The sequence below is a fragment of the Sporosarcina sp. D27 genome (genome assembly GCF_000586555.1).
In the GTDB taxonomy this organism is placed as follows: domain Bacteria; phylum Bacillota; class Bacilli; order Bacillales_A; family Planococcaceae; genus Sporosarcina.
This window is the reverse complement of record NZ_AZUC01000058.1, coordinates 19,824-37,194: the sequence shown is the minus strand read 5'-3', so window position 1 is coordinate 37,194 and position 17,371 is coordinate 19,824. Positions and strand designations below refer to the sequence as shown.

Below are 17,371 nucleotides of genomic sequence, written 5' to 3'. Positions count from 1 at the left end.
ACACGAGATCCGATCGAGAGGAAGGATAGTCAATGAAAAACCTGGAAGAACCTCAATTAAATCGTTCAATGAAAAGCCGCCACTTGATGATGCTGTCGCTGGGCGGCGTGATCGGAACAGGATTATTTCTAAACGTCGGTTATACGATCAACCAAGCTGGACCTGGAGGCGCACTTGTCGGCTATCTGATTGGTGGTCTGATTTTGTACATGGTCATGACCTGTCTTGGAGAACTCGCAGTTTACATGCCAGTAACAGGATCCTTCCAAAAATACGCTTCCCGATACATCAGTCCATCTGCCGGGTTTTCACTCGGCTGGATGTACTTTGTCGGGTCTGCCGCAACAGCCGGTGTTGAATTTACAGCCGCTGGAATCTTGATGCAACACTGGTTCCCACATACGCCAATATGGATTTGGTGTGCTGTGTTCATGGTTTTACTGTTCTCACTAAATGCACTTACAACAAAAGGCTTTGCGGAGGCAGAATTTTGGTTTGCGAGCATCAAAGTCGTTGCTGTCTTGGCCTTTATCGTAATCGGCGGAGCAGCGATTATCGGATGGATTCCTTTGGATGGCGTACCAACGCCACACTTAACGAATTTAGCACCTTCGGGACTATTCCCTGCAGGGATTGCGATTGTCTTCATTACGATGATGAATGTCATATTCTCCTACCAAGGTTCTGAATTAGTAGGGATTGCTGCTGGTGAAACTGAAAACCCTGAGAAGAATATTCCGAAAGCGATTCGGACGATTTTGTTCAGAATCGTCGTATTCTATATCGCATCGATTGTTGTCTTATCTGCAATCTTCCCTTCTGCTGAACTCGGGTTGATGCAAAGTCCATTCGTCACATTGATGGAACTTGCCGGAGTACCATATGCTGCTGGGATTATGAACTTCGTCATTTTGACAGCGATTTTATCTGTCGGGAATTCCTGTTTATATGCATCGACCCGTTTACTATGGTCCATGGCGAACGACGGTATGGCTCCTGGACTCTTCGGCCGTTTGACTAAACGCCGAGTACCATTGAATGCCTTGATTTTCACGATGGCATTTTCACTACTTTCCCTTCTAACAAGTGTTATGGAAGCGGATGCAGTGTTTGTCCTGCTAATGTCCATCGCTGCGATTGCTGTCACGATTTCGTGGATGGGCATCGCAACTTCCCAATTATTATTCAGAAGACGCTACCTGAAACACGGAGGAAAACTGGAAGATCTTCAATATCGAGTGAAGTTCTATCCCTTTGTTCCACTTACTTGTATTTCGTTCTGTCTGATTATCCTTGTCTTCCTTGCGTTTGATCCCTCGCAGCGTATTGGTTTGGTATACGGCATAGGCTTCTTTGTTGCTTGCATGATTTTTTATAAATTTAGACTCGAGAAAAAGCACCTTGCGGATGGCACATTAACGGCCGAACCAGCAAAAGTGAATAACTAACGAATTACTGACATCTCAATTCAGGAGGCTATAGAATGAGCATTTCACAATGGGATACACCCGCTTCACTGAGAAGTTTACTAAACGAACTCGTCAGCTGGGAAAGTCGCACAACTACAGATGGTGAATGCACATTTCCATTACGTGTCGCTGACAAACTAAAGACATTAGCTTATTTCACGCACCATCCGGAACACCTTAAGCTCCATGACGCAGGACTCGGAAGAAATTCCGTGCTCGCACTTTACAAAAATCCTGCTGCAACAGATACCATTGTCCTGATCAGTCATTTCGATACTGTCTGGACGGAAGAATATGGCACATTGGAGCCCCTTGCTTTCCAACCTGAAGAGTTGACTGCTACGCTGCATCAACTCGCGGATGAACTTCCTGAAGATGCGCGGAAGGATTTATTGTCGGGGGACTACTTATTTGGGCGCGGCACGATGGACATGAAGATGGGTCTAGCCCTTCACATGGCGCTCATTGAAAAGGCAACTCTTGAACAATGGCCAATTAATCTAGTATTGCTGACGGTTCCTGATGAAGAAGTGAATTCAGCAGGGATGCGCACAGCTGTCGAAGAACTCGTCCGAATGCGCGATGAGTATGGTCTTTCCTATAAGCTGTTCTTAAACAGTGAGCCGACCTTTTCACAAGAACCGGGAGATCCTAAAGAGTATATCTATTCTGGGACTATCGGCAAAATCATGCCCGCTGCGTTGTTTTATGGGAAAGAAACGCATGTGGGTGAGCCTTTGAAAGGATTAACAGCCACGTATATCTCCTCATTTTTAGCTCAGGAGATGGAATTCAATCCGTTGTTTAAAGAGACGAATTATGGAGAAACAACCCCTGTTCCTGTCTCACTTCAACTTAAAGATTTGAAGACTTCGTATTCGACGCAAACACCATGTCGTGCAGCGTCATTATTTAACGTATTTCTAATGGATCGCGACGCTGCAGAAATCATGGACCTTTTTTCAGACGTTGCTCACCAAGCGATGAGTGCTTGTAATGATTCCTATAAAAGGATTTGCGAACGTGAAGGAACGGAACCAGTTGGTGAAGTACGCGTGATGCGTTATGAGGAATTGCTGGAGTATGCGCAATCGAAGCTAGGTTCAGAGGCTGTAGAGTTGATGATCGAAAAAGCGATTCTGGATCAGGAGCTGGATGATCGGGATAAGTGCTTCAAAATTACAGACGCGCTTCTCATTGAATGTCAGGAGCTAACGCCTGCAACTGTCCTATTGTTTGCACCTCCCTATTACCCAGCTGTGAACACGTCAGAAGATCCACTGGTGATCAAGTCCATTGATCTTATGAAAAAAACGGCAACGGCGTTAGGGACGAATGTCGATCAAGTCCATTACTTCAATGGTATTTGCGATTTAAGCTATGTCCACTATACAGGGAATGCAACAGGTTGGACTGCTTACGAGCACAACACGCCTGTATGGGGCAAGACCTATAGTATTCCATTTGAAGCGATGACGGAGTTGGATGCACCTGTATTAAATGTAGGACCGTTCGGCAAAGATGCCCACCAACGTACGGAACGACTTCATATTGAGAGTGCGTTTGTGCGCTTGCCAGTGATGCTGGAAATTTTGGTGAAAAGTCTGTGTTCAGAAGTAGAAGTAACGGAACCCGTGCCGTCATAATTTAGCGGATAACTTTTTGAATATAAATGACAACATAGTAGAAACCCTGTCTACTCCTTAATTGAAGGCGTAGACAGGTTTTTTAGATTAAGCTTTTGCCGTCTCTTCATCCGCCACGTTCGGACGGTTGCTTTCATCTAAGAAGAAGCTGGCGATGAATCCGACGACTAGTAGAATCGCGGCAAGATAGAATCCAGACGCGAGACTACCTGTTTTGTCTGCAAGAAAACCTGTGATATAAGGTGCCAAAATGGAGGCTGACATCCCTAAGAAATTATAAACACTGAATGCAGTACTGTACGCTTGCTTCGGTGCATTGTCCGCTACGACTGCCACTAATATCGGATTCGTGCTGATCTTACCGAAAATACCGTAAAGAATCAGTGCGATGTACACCATTGTCATACTTTCAAAGAACACAATGGAGGCAACTGATAGAAATGCGATTGGTAGCATGAGTTGCAGAACAGGTTTACGTTTTCCGATTTTGTCACTCCACATACTGAGGAGAAGGGAACCTGGGATCGCTGCCCATGGAACAATGGACGATACAAACGCTACTTTCCCACCAACAATTCCTCTGTCGGCTTCCAAGTAATAAGGGAGCCACGTGAGTAACATGAAGAATCCATAGATTGAAGCGAAAATGATAATGTAGGAAACGAGCAAGTTTTTGTTTTTGAACAGTACACTTAATTTTAGCTTCTCGCCCGTGTCATCTGGGTTTTCAGAAGCAGCTGCTGCCGCTTGTCGTTCTTTCCTACTAGGATCTCGTTTAACTACGACATACATCAAGATGGCAACAGCAACGGATAACCCCGCTATGATAAAGAATGGAACACGCCAGTTCAAACCGAATTCACTTACAGAATAACTGGAGAGGTAGTACCCGATGGACGTACCGAACGCCATCCCACTATTAATAATTGCACTTCCGAGTGTAATTCGTTTTGCAGGAATAGCTGCTGAAGAAATTCCGTACTGTGGTCCATAGTACGTACCTTGACCGGCTCCAACAATGAACCATGCAGCCATGAATAGGAAGAACGTTGGCATTCCTCCAGCTACAGCCGCGAACACTCCGCCGATTAAGAAGCCTGGTACGAGTACACGTTTTCTCCCGATTTTATCCCCCATTATCCCAGAAGGAACTTGCAACGCTACGTTACCGATAAAGTTCACGCTGACAATCAATCCAAGTTGTGCTTGTGTTAAGCCGAATTCACTTTGCATATCCCCCATCACTGGGTTTAATACAGTTCGTGTCGCATAGAGTGCAACCCATCCAAGAAAGAAAACGGTGACTAGTTTAACCCAATACGGAATGAGCGGTTCACGTTTGAGACCGACACCATCCTGTTCACGCATAGAGTGCTGTGCCATTTTAACCTACCTCCTCTTTTAGCTATGGACATTCAGTTTTTCTGCATATGCTTCGATTGCTTTTTCAAAACATGCGAGTGGCGCACGAGCCTGACCTGCACCAATTTGAGGAAGACCCGCTTCTTTGTGCGCAATACCTGTGTTTATCAAAGGTTCGATTCCAGTTTCAACAATCTTTCTTGCGTCTACACCAAGACAAGTTCCTTGGAAGTCCCATGTCGGAATCGGGAAGTTTGCGTTATGACTCGTAACGATTTGACTCATTTCGTCACTGATTTCTCGTGCTTCTTTATAGCCCCCAGCTCCGACAAAGCGTGCCAGTCCTGGTGACGCTACCATTGCCATGCCCCCAAGTCCATACGCTTCCATAATTGCGCTATCTCCAATATCACCATTTGCATCTTCTTGACTGTAGCCAGTGAAATACAACCCTTGAGGAACATTAACAGGCGCTGTGAACCATTGGTCTCCCATACCACTAATTCGAACGCCGAACTCTTTTCCATTCCGGCACATTGCCGTAACAATAGTTCCTTCTTCGATTTTACGGGCACCATCGAGCACTGATTTTCCAGAAGCCATTACGATATTCAAGAAAAACTGCTCAGCATCCGCGATGAATTGAATGACATCTTTCCGATCGCCCTTATCCATTGGGACAGCCATCAGATATGGACTGATCTCCTTCAGGAACACAAGGGTGGATGCCATATTCCGCATATGGAATTCGTCACCCATCGTAATGGCTTTAGCGATCAATACGTTCAGGTTCATGCCACCTTCTATAGAACGCAGCGCTTTTGCTAACGTTGGACCCAACACATCCCGCATCCACTCCAGGCGATCAATGACCTCTTTTGAATACGCTCCGAATCGCAGGACATTTCCAATTCCTTCATTCATCGTACAGTAGGCTTCATTGCCTTCTGACCGATTTTCTACAACAAATACCGGCATGTTGCCTGAGGTGATTCCCCCCATCGGTCCGACTGCATTCACGTGATGGCAAGGCATGAACTCGACTTCCCCATTTTGGAGAATCGCTAATGCTCCCGCTTCCGTTTCTGCCCAGCCTTCGAACAGAGAAGCTCCAATGCAGGCACCTTGCATAGGACCCGTCATGTCTTGAAATTCAATCGGTGGTCCTGCATGCAACAATAGTTTTCTACCATTAAACTCTTTTATTTTTTCTTTGGCGGGTACAACATCAATTAGAAAAGGTGCGCCTTCTCTAATTTTGTCCACAACCAGCTGATTTCTTTGTTCGATTGTTTCATCCATTGAAATCACTCCTTTACCGCAGGTTTCACCTGCAATATGATCCGTACTCTACATAGCTTGCTTGCAACCTCATTATTCATATGAACCAGCAAATCCTACTCGCAGAAAGAACTTTTCACAGGGGTGCGCATCCCAATTTTGGTGGAGAATTGGTTTCTCCTTCCAAGGCAAATATAGCATGCTGACAATTGCCAAACCCTTTAAAAAAGTGGCAAGACATTGCAAAAAGATTAAAAATTTTAAAATTTCATTTTAGCCTGATAAGGGGAGAAATCTTATAAAATAGAAATAGACCGTCATTCTCCTTACTAGAGGAAAGACGGTCTGTTATCGCTGAATGTTCGGTATGTAACGAGACGATTGTAAAAGCACTTGTTATTTGTCCAGCCGTAGCAAGATACTAATTTCGTTTCCCACCATGATGCACGATTCATTCATCTAAGTCTAACGGCAATACCGGACCATTCTCTAAGTATCTGGAATATGTCCAACCGCCATTTGAAACATCCGTACATGCTCGATCTTCACATGTAAATATATAGGTTTGCTTATTGGTTACCACATTCACTTCGTAGTTAGCCATGGAAGCCGGGTCCCCTACATTAAAACGATTCACTCCCTGTTTGATAGCGTAGACAGTTTCCTTGGATGCTATGTCCTGATATTGTTTGTTACCAAGTACCATCATGGTCATTTCTCCTAAAATCACTTGATCCTCCAGGTTGGGTGAGTAAGAACGATAATTGTATCTGTCGACGGCCAAATACAATATAGTGACGATGCTTGCAAATAATAGAAGGGAGAGTATGAGAGTTGACTTTTTCATCGAATAGCAACTCCTTTTTGACAAGTTTATAATCGTTTTTCAAGATGTTCGAAAGGCACATTGACATTGTGCAGGCTGTCGAGTTATGTTCCTTAGTTCCCATTTCGTAGCGGAACATAGCCGGATTTTTCTATTAACTGTTGTCCTTCTTCTGATACAATCCAGTCTATGAATTGCTGTACATTTGGATTGTCCGTACCAGCTGTAACGACATAAAACTCACGTACTAGCGGATATTCACCTGAGCGGATCGAGTCGTTTGTCGGGGCCACACCATCTATATTCAGCAGCTTTATTTTATGCTTTCCCACTAATTCTAACGTTGTGAATCGATGTGAAAATCCAATTGCATTTTCATAATTTCGGTACTCAGCAAGCTGCTGAACGTTGCCGTACCCATCTTCAAACCCATCCTCTGTCACGGGCTTCATCAGAGACGCGCCTTCCATAAATTGTTCTAACGCCTTCTGACCCCTACTGCTGGTTTTCCGCTGATATGCGATGATGGGCATATCCTTTCCACCTACTTCATCCCAGTTTTCGGTAGTCCCTGCATAGATTTCTCGGATTTGCTGAGTTGTCATGTTCTGCACCGGGTTTTTCTCATTCACAAAAAATACGAACGCTTCTTTGCCAATAGGCGTCACTGTCAGTTCAAGCCCTGCTTCTTTCGCTTTTTTATAATGCCACTTCATAGGTGCAGTAGTAAAAATCATATCCGCCTTCCCCTCGATCAAATGCGTAAACGCATAGCCTCCACCATCCCCCATTACGAGACCATCTTTCATATACGAAGGATAGTCCCCTTCAGGATAAACAGCTTCGACAAAAGCTGCATACATGGGATATAGCCAAGTCTCGCCATCCAGTTTCGGCAACTTCTCCTGAAGTTTCAACGATGCAGGTGTTTCAAGTTGAGCAAGTTTAGAATCCTCTCTAAATGGCTGGTAAAACGTTTGATTTACTTCTTCGTTCACCGTCGGAATGCTTTCAGTGTATGCTTCCCGAAGTGGCACGTACCCGGAAATCACCAGTGCAATACTAGCAATGCCGATGAAGGTGAAGATCCTCTTTCGCGTATTGAAGAATCTGAATAAGGATAAGGAGACAGCCAAATATAAAACTGTCGGGAATACAATAATTAAAGGTATGGGATAAGCCGTTCCATTCAACATCGCAATGATGAAGGCAATTAAAGTTAGAATTACGAGTACAACGAGTAGCAAAGCTGATATTAAAGCTGCCACTGAAAACCTCTCCTATCAATTGAACAATATATTGTTTGTTACACTACTTAAGTTACAGGCGCATGACTAACTATCTATAAATGGATTAGAAACCGGAAATAGACGCAGCAAAAATAATGATTGGAAGCATCAAGAATATCAAGACAAATTCCATATTTCTCAACGTCTTTTTTACCCCCACCACAATGTTGTTACGAGGATGGACCATAGCGAAACGGCTCCTCCCATTACGACTAGAACTGAGAAAAGTAGAGAAATCCAACCAGAAATCCGTTCCCGCTCCATAACCATTTTGATAAGCTACCATCCATGACAGGATATACAACGCGATACTGATGACTGTTTGAACCGTTAAATAAATGAGAGGGCCTATATCGAAGAAATGATCATTTAAGTAATAAGCATATTTCTGACCATAAACACCTAAATATGTTGCTAAAATTATCATGACTGCTACTGCTAATTTAGTTTTCATGAACACTCTTCCTCTATTTTCACTTCGTTCAGTTAGTCTCCAATTCACTGAATATCAACTGAACAATCCACTGCTATAAGTGAGAGTGCCTATCTATCGTTGAGTAAAATTCAGTCAATGTTGACCAATATCTGATTGTGAGTTAACGTGGACTTCTTGTTCTGAGTAGGCTACTTGAATCGGCCAGATCGACACTGCGATTGAGACGCAGATTAGAAACATCACGAATATGCGCACACGACGCTTCGTATTTAATAGATGGAAGTGATACAACACAAGTCCACTGTAGATAAACACCACTACTGCTATCAGGATGGGGATAAATTGAGCTAGACTACTTAAGTATAAGAACATGTAGCCATAAACAATCGTGAAACCAAGGAAAACAAATAATATGGAAAATAGAACCAATTTCATAAAGAGCTTGTTATCGACATCATAGATATCGCCCGTTGTTTTTTTGAATTTTATGAGGATGAACACCAGACTATAAATGACGATTGGCACTATCGGGAATAAATCCGGCCTTACATGCAGGAAGAAGTTCAATCCATCCACTGGCGTCACGAATAGATAGTACAACGGAATTTGGACTTGAAACAACGCAGTCAATATAGATGACTCCATGAAAATCGGGTAGAAATAATTGCTCCCCAAATACATAACGGTGGCAATAACGCCGATACAGAAAATCCATGTTAACGCCTTATTGGATAATCGTGAGCGGCTAGCAACTAGTAGAAGTATAGCGACAAACAGTAGCGAGGGAACAGCTTGCATAAGTGTCAATTCCATTTCCAAATATTTTCTCGATGTCATGAAATTTAGTCCGATTGCAACCCAGTAACTGCCCATCAATGCGATTATCCAACGTTTCATAAGTTTCACTCCTCCTGTTCATTTCTATTGCTTCCGAGCGTATTCTATCTTTACTCAGGTCTCATAGCCTTAAACTGAATCATTTTGTCGGTTAACGGTTCGATTGCATTACTTGTATGCCTCCGACACTTAAAATGATTCATTTAGTGTATTATTACACTATTAGTTCCGAGTGTCAATAGGTTGATAATTTATTTATCTGTGGTTCTGGATATTTTACTGGGTGAAGAGGCACCAGCGTTGTCCGACACATCTTGATGATTGTCCGACGCTACACGAGTCTTCTCCTTCACTCAGGTAGGTTTCTCGGTCACCCGCGGACATTTCTCCGACACTTAGCGGAGTTTCTCGATAACGGGACACAATTCAATTACTTTAAGGGATAATTGGGTGCGCTTCGCTTGTTTTGGGAGGGCTATCTCACTGAAAGAAGCGACTCCAGCGTTGTCCGACACATCTTGATCATTGTCCGACGCTACACGAGTCTTCTCCTTCACTCAAGTAGGTTTCTCGGTCACCCGCGGACATTTCTCCGACACTTAGCGGAGTTTCTCGATAACGGGACACAATTCAACTGCTTTAAGGGACTAATTGGGTGCGCTTCGCTTGTTTAGGGAGGGCTATCTCGCTGAAAGAAGCGGCTCCAGCATTGTCCGACACATCTTGATCAGTGTCCGACGGTACGCAAGGCTTCTCCTTCACTCAGCTAGGTTTCTCGGTCACCCGCGGACATTTCTCCGACACTTAGCGGAGTTTCTCGATAATGGGACACAATTCAACACAAAAAAAGCACTCGCGGCTGCGAGTGCTTTTTTATAATTCATTTACATAAACATACCAGCGATTGTACCACTCATAAGGTTCGCTAGAGTTCCTGCGATAACTGCTTTGAAGCCGAGTTTCGCAACAACTGCACGTTGGTTTTCAGCAAATGCTGTCATGCTTGCAATTAGAATCCCGAGAGAACCGATGTTAGCGAATCCACATAGGGAGAATGTAAGGATTGCGACGGTTTTATCCGACAACGCTTCAATCATTGGTTGGAATGATGTGAACGCAACCATCTCGTTCAAGATTACTTTTTGACCTAGCAAGTTACCTGCAGTCAACGCTTCTGACCAAGGAACACCCATTGCGAACGCAAGTGGTGAGAAGATGTAACCGAAGATTTGCTGAAGTGAAATGTTCGGATATCCGAACCAGCCACCGATGCCTCCAAGAATTCCGTTAGCCATCGCAAGAAGTGAGATGAACGCGATGAGCATAGCGATAATAAGTCCCGCCATTTTCAAACCTTCAGCTGCACCTTTAGTGACTGCGTCGATTGCGCCCGGCTTCACTCCGCCTTCGCCAATCAATTCTTTCGGCTCGTCGTCAACTACGTTCTTAGGAACTTCCGTTTCAGGGATTAAAATTTTCGCGAACACGAGTCCTGCTGGAGCTGCCATGAAACTTGCGGATAGTAAGTAGTTAATCGGGATTCCGAGTGCTGCGTATGCAAGCATCGTTCCTCCCGCAACCGAAGCTAGTCCACCAACCATAACTGCGAACAATTCTGAACGTGTTAGTGTTTTAATGTACGGCTTAATAATAACCGGAGCTTCTTGAAGTCCCAAGAAGATATTAGAGGCTGCAGTAAGTGATTCCGGCTTACTTGTTCCTAGAATTTTCGCCAATCCTCCACCGACAATTCGGACGAAGAATTGCATGATGCCAAAATGGTACAAAAGAGAAATCAGCGCAGTGACGAAAATCGCCATCGCTGCAACCCGGATCCCGAAGATGAAACCTGTAGGAGCTGATGAATCCGCAAGACTTCCGAAAACGAAAGCGAGTCCTTCATTTCCATAATGGATGACATTTTGGATACCGGCAGAAAACTTTTCAATAACTGCCCGTCCTCCGGAAGATTTCAGAACGATATAACCAAAGAAGATTTGCATGGCAACACCAATTCCGACGACGCGGTAATTGATTTTGCGTTTGTTGTCTGAGAGCAAAAAAGCGACGAATAGGATGACGAGGCATCCGAGTAAGCCAGTTAGGATGTTCATTAGGTTCTCCTCTTGTAAATGGATTGTTTTATGATGTGTAATCGGTTTCATATAATTTACCACAGGTTCATTAGGAGCGTCAATAACAAATTGTGACATACTATTTAAAGCATCTTGAACTGACTCGCAATTATTGGTATATTTATGTAAACGTTCACATAATAGGAGAGAATCAGATGGCCACAATTAAAGATGTCAGCAAGTTAGCAGGTGTTTCTGTAGCAACCGTTTCTCGCTATTTAAACAAGAATGGCTATGTCAGCAAGGAAGCAGCAGAGACTATCGCTGAAGTTATTGAAAAGCTTAACTACCGTCCGAATAATATCGCGAGAAGTCTTGCAGGCATGAAAACCGCTACGATTGGATTGATGGTTCCTGATATTCTAAATCCTTTTTTCCCGGAGCTTGCCCGTTCAATTGAAGATGCTGCAAACGAATATGGTTACACCGTCATGTTATGCAATACGGATAACGATTCTGCGAAAGAACAAAAGTACATCGATACCCTCATCCAGAAGCAAGTTGATGGGATCATCATTTCTTCCTATACGATTAAGCCCGAACACTTAACAGGTTTGCAGAAACAATCCATCCCTGTAGTCCTCATGGATAACGTATTCTCCAGTGATTCCATCGTCTCGCTCACCGTTGAAAATCGACAAGGTGGCGAACTGGCAGTCCAGCATTTATTGGAACAAGGATGCTCAAAAATAGCCCACATTTGTGGTCCATTATCAATCACTTCTTCACGTGATCGGACCGCTGGCTTTGAGCGTGCTTGTAGAGGGACGAATTGGTTTATGCCAAGTTTAATCGGCTATAGCGATTTCACGGTAAAAGGCGGCTACACTGCCATGATGGACCTACTTGCGCTGCATCCCGATTTAGATGGGGTATTTGCCAGTAATGATTTAATGGCTGCTGGGGCGCTGAAAGCGTTGCAGGAAACTAATCATAAGGTACCTCAAGACGTGAAAGTGATTGGATTTGACGGAATCGGCCTGGAGATGTTGAATCCAGAGCTTTCAACAATTGCACAACCTATTTTCGAACTAGGCAAAACCGCCATGGATGCCTTGATTGGGTTGATCAGAAAAGAAAACGACATCATGACCGATCAAGTCTTTCCCGTTACACTCCGCGCCAAACAATCGACGATGAACTAACTGCCAAGCAAAAGGAGCTCCCCATTAAACCGGGAGCTCCTTTTGCTTGTTGCGGGCTATGAATTCCATGATGACGGACAGCAGTACACCGACTAGCAAGCCGTTACTGATCAGCGGTTGCAGCATGACAGGAAACGAACTGAACGTTTCAGGCGGTGCATTTAAAAGACTAAGGCCAACTAACATCGGAATCGTTAGACGAAATAGCGAGACTGTTTCGATCTGGAGCTTACGGATATTTCTGATTGCCGTGCTGAATAGCTGTAGATACGCAACAAATAATACCGCGTCCCCTATTGGTGCAGGAAGTGTTGAGAAAAAGCCGCCAAGCGCCGGCACAAGACCCAGAATAACGAATAAGATGCTTCCTAAAATGAATGGTCCTCTTTGAAGGATTTTTGTACTTTGCAGAAACCCGATGGAGGACGAATAAGGACCTAGTGGTATTAATCCAAACAAACCAGCGACAATCGTACCGGCACCTGTCACATAATAAGATGCTTTGTAACGACTAGTTGACGTTTTGTTGTCATACAGTTCCTCCACTGTCGAAATCGCGACAAGGGAGTTTGCCATGTTAATGAGCCCTGCGATGAAGGCAGTTACGACAATACCGACATGCAGTTTCAATCCTCCGAGTGGTAGCAGTTGAAAAATCATACCGCCACTAGTCGGTGGAGATTCACTCCCAAAGAGCAGCACGTAAGAAATCCATCCTCCTAGCATTCCGAAAAGTATAGAAAAATTGGCGATGCTTCCCTTCCCTTTCAGCGACATGACTAGTACCACAATGACGATTACAACAGACAGAAGCGCGACAGGCAAATTGATAGCCCCATCCTCTCCAATTCCCATCATTCCTTTAAAAAAGTACAGGATGAGCTGAACAGCAAGCAGGAACAAGTAAATTACCAGGACTACGGGATTAAATATTTTCTGTAAGATTTCTATAAATCCAATTGCTCCAAGAACGATCGTCACTACGCCTGCAAGTAGCATCCCAACTGCCAAACTTCCACCAAGTTCTGAGTAGCTTAAACCCATTGCAGGGGCAGACGCACACAAACTTAAGACAAGTCCCCACCAAATTCCACCATGACCTTCGAGTAGTGGATAACGATGACCAATCAGCCCCTGTAATAGACTCATAACACCTATCGTGACGAATGAGGTTCGAATTAGTCCAGCTGTTTCCGCTTCTGTCAGACCAAATGCGGTACCGATTGAAAGCGGGACGACCACTGTATTGACGACCATGAAAAACAGCCATTGCACGCCGGCAACTGAAAAAGCGGGTGTAGATAAACGCGACATAGGACCTCCTGCTTTCTTTATGAAAAATCGAATAAAAAAAGTCTGACAGGCCAATGTCAGACTCCAATAAACGGTTACTTACTCAATGTATCGACAAGCGTTTGGATGAATCGTGCTTCATCCACTTCTAAACAAACGTCCACATTCGGTTCCTTCTTGTAATAATTTTTGAAGTCGCAAACCGTTTGTCCATCACATAGTTCACTCTTCGTTTCAACATCCACGAAGTATTTCTTAGTTTTCACAAGCGACCGATCAAGCGCAACACCAACCGCTAACGGGTCATGCATCGAGCACGCTTCTTTACCATTTCTCTGAAGGTAGTGATTCATGTAATGAACCGTCGACTCCTCAACAAAATCACGCGCTGGTCCTGGTTGGATCGCTTCGACGTCTTTTTTCGTGAGCAATGTATTCGCCGTCACATCGAGTCCAACCAATGTAATGGGAATTCCTGAATGGAACACAATTTTCGCAGCTTCCGGATCGATGTACATGTTGTACTCAGCAGTTGCTGTGATATTTCCCGGATGGTCTACAGCTCCGCCCATGATGACAAGCTCTTTTAACCATTCTTTTAGACGTGGCTCTTTACGAAGTGCAAGGGCCATGTTTGTGAGTGGTGCCAACAAAATCACAGTGATTTCACCTGGATATTTCTTGGCTTGTTCGATGATGAAATCCGGTGCAAAGCCTTCATCGCGGATTTCCACTTCCATCTCTTTTAACGCGCCACCGATTCCGTCGTTCCCGTGAACACTCACTTCGAAAAATGGTTCGCGCATAAGTGGACGATTTGCACCTTGGACCACTTTCAAGTCATCGCGACCAAGGAGTGTCGTCACTTTACGTGTGTTAATAGTCGCTTGTTCAAGAGAGGTATTGCCGTTCACCGTCGTAATACCGAGGATGTCAGCCATTCCACTCTTTTCTGCGAGCAAAATCCCGATTGCGTCGTCAATTCCAGTATCTACGTCAATGATTACTTTTTTCATGCTTGTCCCACCTTTTCACATTCTAGTAATTCTGTAATGCAGTGTAAGCCTGTCGCTACGCCATACTTCAACGCATCTAAATTCACATGATACTTTGCGTTATGCCAAGGGAAATTCTCTTTTTCGGATGAACCCGTACCCCAATACATGAAGACGGACGGTACTTCACTTGCTACAACCGAGAAATCGTCACCACTCATATATGGGTGTTCATTGACAACGACAGACTGTTCTCCGAATGTATTAGTGACCGATTTCGTCAATACATCCGTCAGTTCAGGGTCATTCCAGCTTGCTGGATATCCTTTACTGTAGTTGTACTCGTACGATCCACCCCAAAATTCCGTAATAGAACGGAGCAACACTTCAAGTTGAGAGGCGATTTTATCTTGAGTTTCGGTTTTAATAGTACGAACCGTTCCCGAGATTTCTACACGACCGCATAGTACGTTCGAAGTCGTTCCTCCATTGATTGTTCCGAACGTGATGACCCCATTGTCCAGCGGAGACGTTTGGCGCGACACGATATTTTGCACACCTGTTACAAATTGACCTGCCATCGCAATTGCGTCAATTCCTTGTTGTGGTGCTGCAGCGTGACCACCTTTACCGATCAGCGTAATGTACACGCGATCCGTGTTCGCAAGCATGTATCCAGGTTTCATCTCAAAGACGCCCGGTGCAAGGAATGGATTCGTGTGAAGACAAATGGCCGCGTCAACTTTCGGATTCTCGAGGATCCCCTCATCGATCATCGGTTGCGCTCCACCCGGTTGCGCTTCTTCCGTAGGTTGGAACATGATTTTAACCGTCCCGTTCCACTCGTCTTTGCGCTCTTTCAGGATTGTTAAAATGGCAAGACCGATTGTTGTGTGGGCATCGTGACCGCACGCATGCATGACACCTTTGTTTTTCGAGCTATAGTCGAGTCCTGTGTCTTCTTCGATTGGTAACGCGTCGATGTCGCACCGCATTAGAATCGTCTTTCCAGGGTTCGCGCCCGAAATTTCCGCGCAGACGCCTGTTTTTGCCATCGCTCTGTGTGTGATCCCGATGCGATCCAATTCTTGTTGAATGAAGCTTTGAGTATTCGTTTCTTCCTTACTCAATTCTGGGTTCATGTGTAGATGTTTATATGTGTCTCGGAGATACCCATCGAGGCGTTCTTCGATCCATTGGACAGAAATCGTTTCCATCGTATCGTCTCCTTTTGTGTGAATTAATCCAAGTCAGCGGCGTACGGCATACCGTCTTGTGCGCCGAATTTTGTCACGGCACGTGCAGCGACTTTCGTTGCGAATGCAATCATTTCAGGAAGTGACTTTTCTTCTGCCATGCCGACTGCAAGCGCTCCGTTAAACGAATCACCGGCGCCTGTCGTGTCGACGACTGCCACTTTTTCAGCGGGAGTAATGACTAGTTTGCCTTCTTTTAAATACGCACTTCCCTGCTTGCCGAGTGTGACGATCAGCGTTTGGTTATACGCGGCTTCCCATTCTTTCATAAGGTTCGCGAGTTCGTCATTTGTTGTGAACGTGTGCTCAGCAAGTAGAGCAAATTCGGTTTCATTGGGTGTCAAATAATCGACGAGTTTCAGCAATTCTGCAGGTAGTGTTTGCGCAGGAGCTGGGTTCAGGATCGTTTTGACGTTATTTTTGTTTGCGATTTCTAAGACTTTCTGAACTGTTTCAAGTGGAATTTCGAGTTGTGTTAACAACACATCCGATTGAGCGATTAGTTGCTCCATTTCTGATGTGATTTTATCGGGAGTCAGTGTGAAATTCGCGCCAGGAACAACGACGATACAGTTATCATGATTGACGTGAAAAATATCTGCGATACCTGTTTTGACGTCCTTGACTTGTTCGATGAACGCGGTATTCACTTGATTTTGGTCCATTTGTTCAAGTAAGCTTTTCCCGAATTCGTCTTGGCCAACTGCTCCAATCATAGTGACATCGCCACCAAGACGGGCGATGCTGACGGCTTGATTGGCGCCTTTACCACCAGGAAGGTAGTTGACTTCACTTCCTAAAATTGTTTCTCCAATTTTTGGCAAACGATCTGTTGAAATAATAATATCCATATTTAAACTGCCGACAACGACAATACGTTTCTTCAATTCATCACCTGTTTTCAAGTAGTAGTAGACAGGAATTTCATTTCCATGTGTAACCGATTACACATTTATAGAATAGCATAGTGAGCTTGGTTGGGGCAATGGTTTTCCATAACTAGTTTGTAGATTTTTTGAGTAATCAATTAAATTGAGACATTTGAGAGTTCTCCGACACATCTCGGCGGTTGTCCGTCAATGCGATAGATTTCTCGTTCACTCACGGGCATTTCTCCGACATTTAGCGAAGTTTCTCGATAATGAGATACCATTCAACACGGTTAAGGGATTTATTGGTAGCGCTTCGCTTATTGAGGGATGGGCTAGCTCTCTGGGAGAAGCAACTCCAGCTTTGTCCGACACATCTCGACGATTGTCCTTCACTGCGAGAGATTTCTCCTTCACTCACGGGCATTTCTCCGACACTTAGCGAAGTTTCTCGATAACGAGACACCATTCAACACGGTTAAGGGATTTATTGGCTGCGCTTCGCTTATTGAGGGATGGGCTACCTCTCTGG

The 17,371-nt window shown here is 44.4% G+C and carries 14 protein-coding genes; 3 read left to right on the top strand and 11 right to left on the bottom strand.

The genetic code is table 11. The annotated features are described in order from the left end of the window. The first annotated feature begins 32 nt into the window (after positions 1 to 32). Positions 33 to 1,448, top strand: coding sequence for an amino acid permease (locus N693_RS0115590; protein WP_025785759.1), 1,416 nt, complete (start codon positions 33 to 35; stop codon positions 1,446 to 1,448). Positions 1,449 to 1,483: 35 nt separating this feature from the next. Beyond that, a complete protein-coding gene (locus N693_RS0115585; protein WP_025785758.1) occupies positions 1,484 to 3,115 on the top strand; it encodes a M20/M25/M40 family metallo-hydrolase in 1,632 nt (543 codons plus the stop codon). An 87-nt stretch (positions 3,116 to 3,202) separates the two neighbouring features. Here the strand turns inward: N693_RS0115585 and N693_RS0115580 are convergent, their stop codons facing one another. From N693_RS0115580 to N693_RS0115550, 7 genes are all read right to left on the bottom strand, one after another. Next, the gene (locus tag N693_RS0115580; protein WP_253271211.1) at positions 3,203 to 4,498 is read right to left on the bottom strand and encodes an MFS transporter; all 1,296 of its coding nucleotides are present in this window, start codon (positions 4,496 to 4,498) and stop codon (positions 3,203 to 3,205) included. 18 nt (positions 4,499 to 4,516) lie between these two features. After that, a complete protein-coding gene (locus tag N693_RS0115575; RefSeq protein WP_037593516.1) occupies positions 4,517 to 5,779 on the bottom strand; it encodes a DUF1116 domain-containing protein in 1,263 nt (420 codons plus the stop codon). A 430-nt stretch (positions 5,780 to 6,209) separates the two neighbouring features. Continuing rightward, entirely contained in the window at positions 6,210 to 6,605 is a 396-nt protein-coding gene (locus tag N693_RS0115570; RefSeq protein ID WP_025785755.1) for a hypothetical protein, read from the bottom strand. A 92-nt stretch (positions 6,606 to 6,697) separates the two neighbouring features. Then, the gene (locus N693_RS0115565) at positions 6,698 to 7,852 is read right to left on the bottom strand and encodes a PstS family phosphate ABC transporter substrate-binding protein (RefSeq protein ID WP_025785754.1); all 1,155 of its coding nucleotides are present in this window, start codon (positions 7,850 to 7,852) and stop codon (positions 6,698 to 6,700) included. A gap of 85 nt (positions 7,853 to 7,937) precedes the next feature. Continuing rightward, positions 7,938 to 8,327: a hypothetical protein gene (locus tag N693_RS0115560; protein WP_025785753.1), complete on the bottom strand. Its 390-nt coding sequence runs from the start codon at positions 8,325 to 8,327 to the stop codon at positions 7,938 to 7,940. Positions 8,328 to 8,441: 114 nt separating this feature from the next. Further along, the gene (locus tag N693_RS0115555; RefSeq protein WP_025785752.1) at positions 8,442 to 9,206 is read right to left on the bottom strand and encodes a hypothetical protein; all 765 of its coding nucleotides are present in this window, start codon (positions 9,204 to 9,206) and stop codon (positions 8,442 to 8,444) included. Positions 9,207 to 10,030: 824 nt separating this feature from the next. Continuing rightward, complete coding sequence (locus tag N693_RS0115550) at positions 10,031 to 11,260, bottom strand: NupC/NupG family nucleoside CNT transporter (protein ID WP_025785751.1); 1,230 nt, start codon at positions 11,258 to 11,260, stop codon at positions 10,031 to 10,033. 176 nt (positions 11,261 to 11,436) lie between these two features. On the opposite strand from N693_RS0115550, the gene N693_RS0115545 reads away from it, so the two are divergent. Beyond that, the gene (locus N693_RS0115545; protein WP_025785750.1) at positions 11,437 to 12,426 is read left to right on the top strand and encodes a LacI family DNA-binding transcriptional regulator; all 990 of its coding nucleotides are present in this window, start codon (positions 11,437 to 11,439) and stop codon (positions 12,424 to 12,426) included. A gap of 24 nt (positions 12,427 to 12,450) precedes the next feature. Here the strand turns inward: N693_RS0115545 and N693_RS0115540 are convergent, their stop codons facing one another. From N693_RS0115540 to rbsK, 4 genes are all read right to left on the bottom strand, one after another. Beyond that, positions 12,451 to 13,740 carry a uracil/xanthine transporter gene (locus tag N693_RS0115540; RefSeq protein ID WP_025785749.1) on the bottom strand — a complete coding sequence of 430 codons (1,290 nt, stop codon included), beginning with the start codon at positions 13,738 to 13,740 and terminating at the stop codon, positions 12,451 to 12,453. Positions 13,741 to 13,814: 74 nt separating this feature from the next. Beyond that, on the bottom strand, positions 13,815 to 14,735 hold the full coding sequence (locus N693_RS0115535) for a nucleoside hydrolase (protein ID WP_025785748.1): 921 nt from the start codon (positions 14,733 to 14,735) through the stop codon (positions 13,815 to 13,817). Then, positions 14,732 to 15,931, bottom strand: coding sequence for a M20 family metallopeptidase (locus tag N693_RS0115530; RefSeq protein ID WP_025785747.1), 1,200 nt, complete (start codon positions 15,929 to 15,931; stop codon positions 14,732 to 14,734). Before N693_RS0115530 ends, N693_RS0115535 begins: the two co-directional genes overlap by 4 nt. Positions 15,932 to 15,954: 23 nt before the next feature. After that, positions 15,955 to 16,857 carry a ribokinase gene (gene rbsK / locus N693_RS0115525; protein WP_025785746.1) on the bottom strand — a complete coding sequence of 301 codons (903 nt, stop codon included), beginning with the start codon at positions 16,855 to 16,857 and terminating at the stop codon, positions 15,955 to 15,957. Between the last annotated feature and the right edge of the window lie 514 nt (positions 16,858 to 17,371).

Bases quoted from the DNA above. Each gene is read 5' to 3' on its own strand.
- N693_RS0115555 (WP_025785752.1), bottom strand. From the start codon at position 9,206: ATGAAACGTTGGATAATCGCATTGATGGGCAGTTACTGGGTTGCAATC.
- N693_RS0115550 (WP_025785751.1), bottom strand. From the start codon at position 11,260: ATGAACATCCTAACTGGCTTACTCGGATGCCTCGTCATCCTATTCGTC.
- N693_RS0115590 (WP_025785759.1), top strand. From the start codon at position 33: ATGAAAAACCTGGAAGAACCTCAATTAAATCGTTCAATGAAAAGCCGC.
- N693_RS0115530 (WP_025785747.1), bottom strand. From the start codon at position 15,931: ATGGAAACGATTTCTGTCCAATGGATCGAAGAACGCCTCGATGGGTAT.
- N693_RS0115535 (WP_025785748.1), bottom strand. From the start codon at position 14,735: ATGAAAAAAGTAATCATTGACGTAGATACTGGAATTGACGACGCAATC.
- N693_RS0115570 (WP_025785755.1), bottom strand. From the start codon at position 6,605: ATGAAAAAGTCAACTCTCATACTCTCCCTTCTATTATTTGCAAGCATC.
- N693_RS0115540 (WP_025785749.1), bottom strand. From the start codon at position 13,740: ATGTCGCGTTTATCTACACCCGCTTTTTCAGTTGCCGGCGTGCAATGG.
- N693_RS0115575 (WP_037593516.1), bottom strand. From the start codon at position 5,779: ATGGATGAAACAATCGAACAAAGAAATCAGCTGGTTGTGGACAAAATT.
- N693_RS0115560 (WP_025785753.1), bottom strand. From the start codon at position 8,327: ATGAAAACTAAATTAGCAGTAGCAGTCATGATAATTTTAGCAACATAT.
- N693_RS0115585 (WP_025785758.1), top strand. From the start codon at position 1,484: ATGAGCATTTCACAATGGGATACACCCGCTTCACTGAGAAGTTTACTA.
- N693_RS0115580 (WP_253271211.1), bottom strand. From the start codon at position 4,498: ATGGCACAGCACTCTATGCGTGAACAGGATGGTGTCGGTCTCAAACGT.
- N693_RS0115545 (WP_025785750.1), top strand. From the start codon at position 11,437: ATGGCCACAATTAAAGATGTCAGCAAGTTAGCAGGTGTTTCTGTAGCA.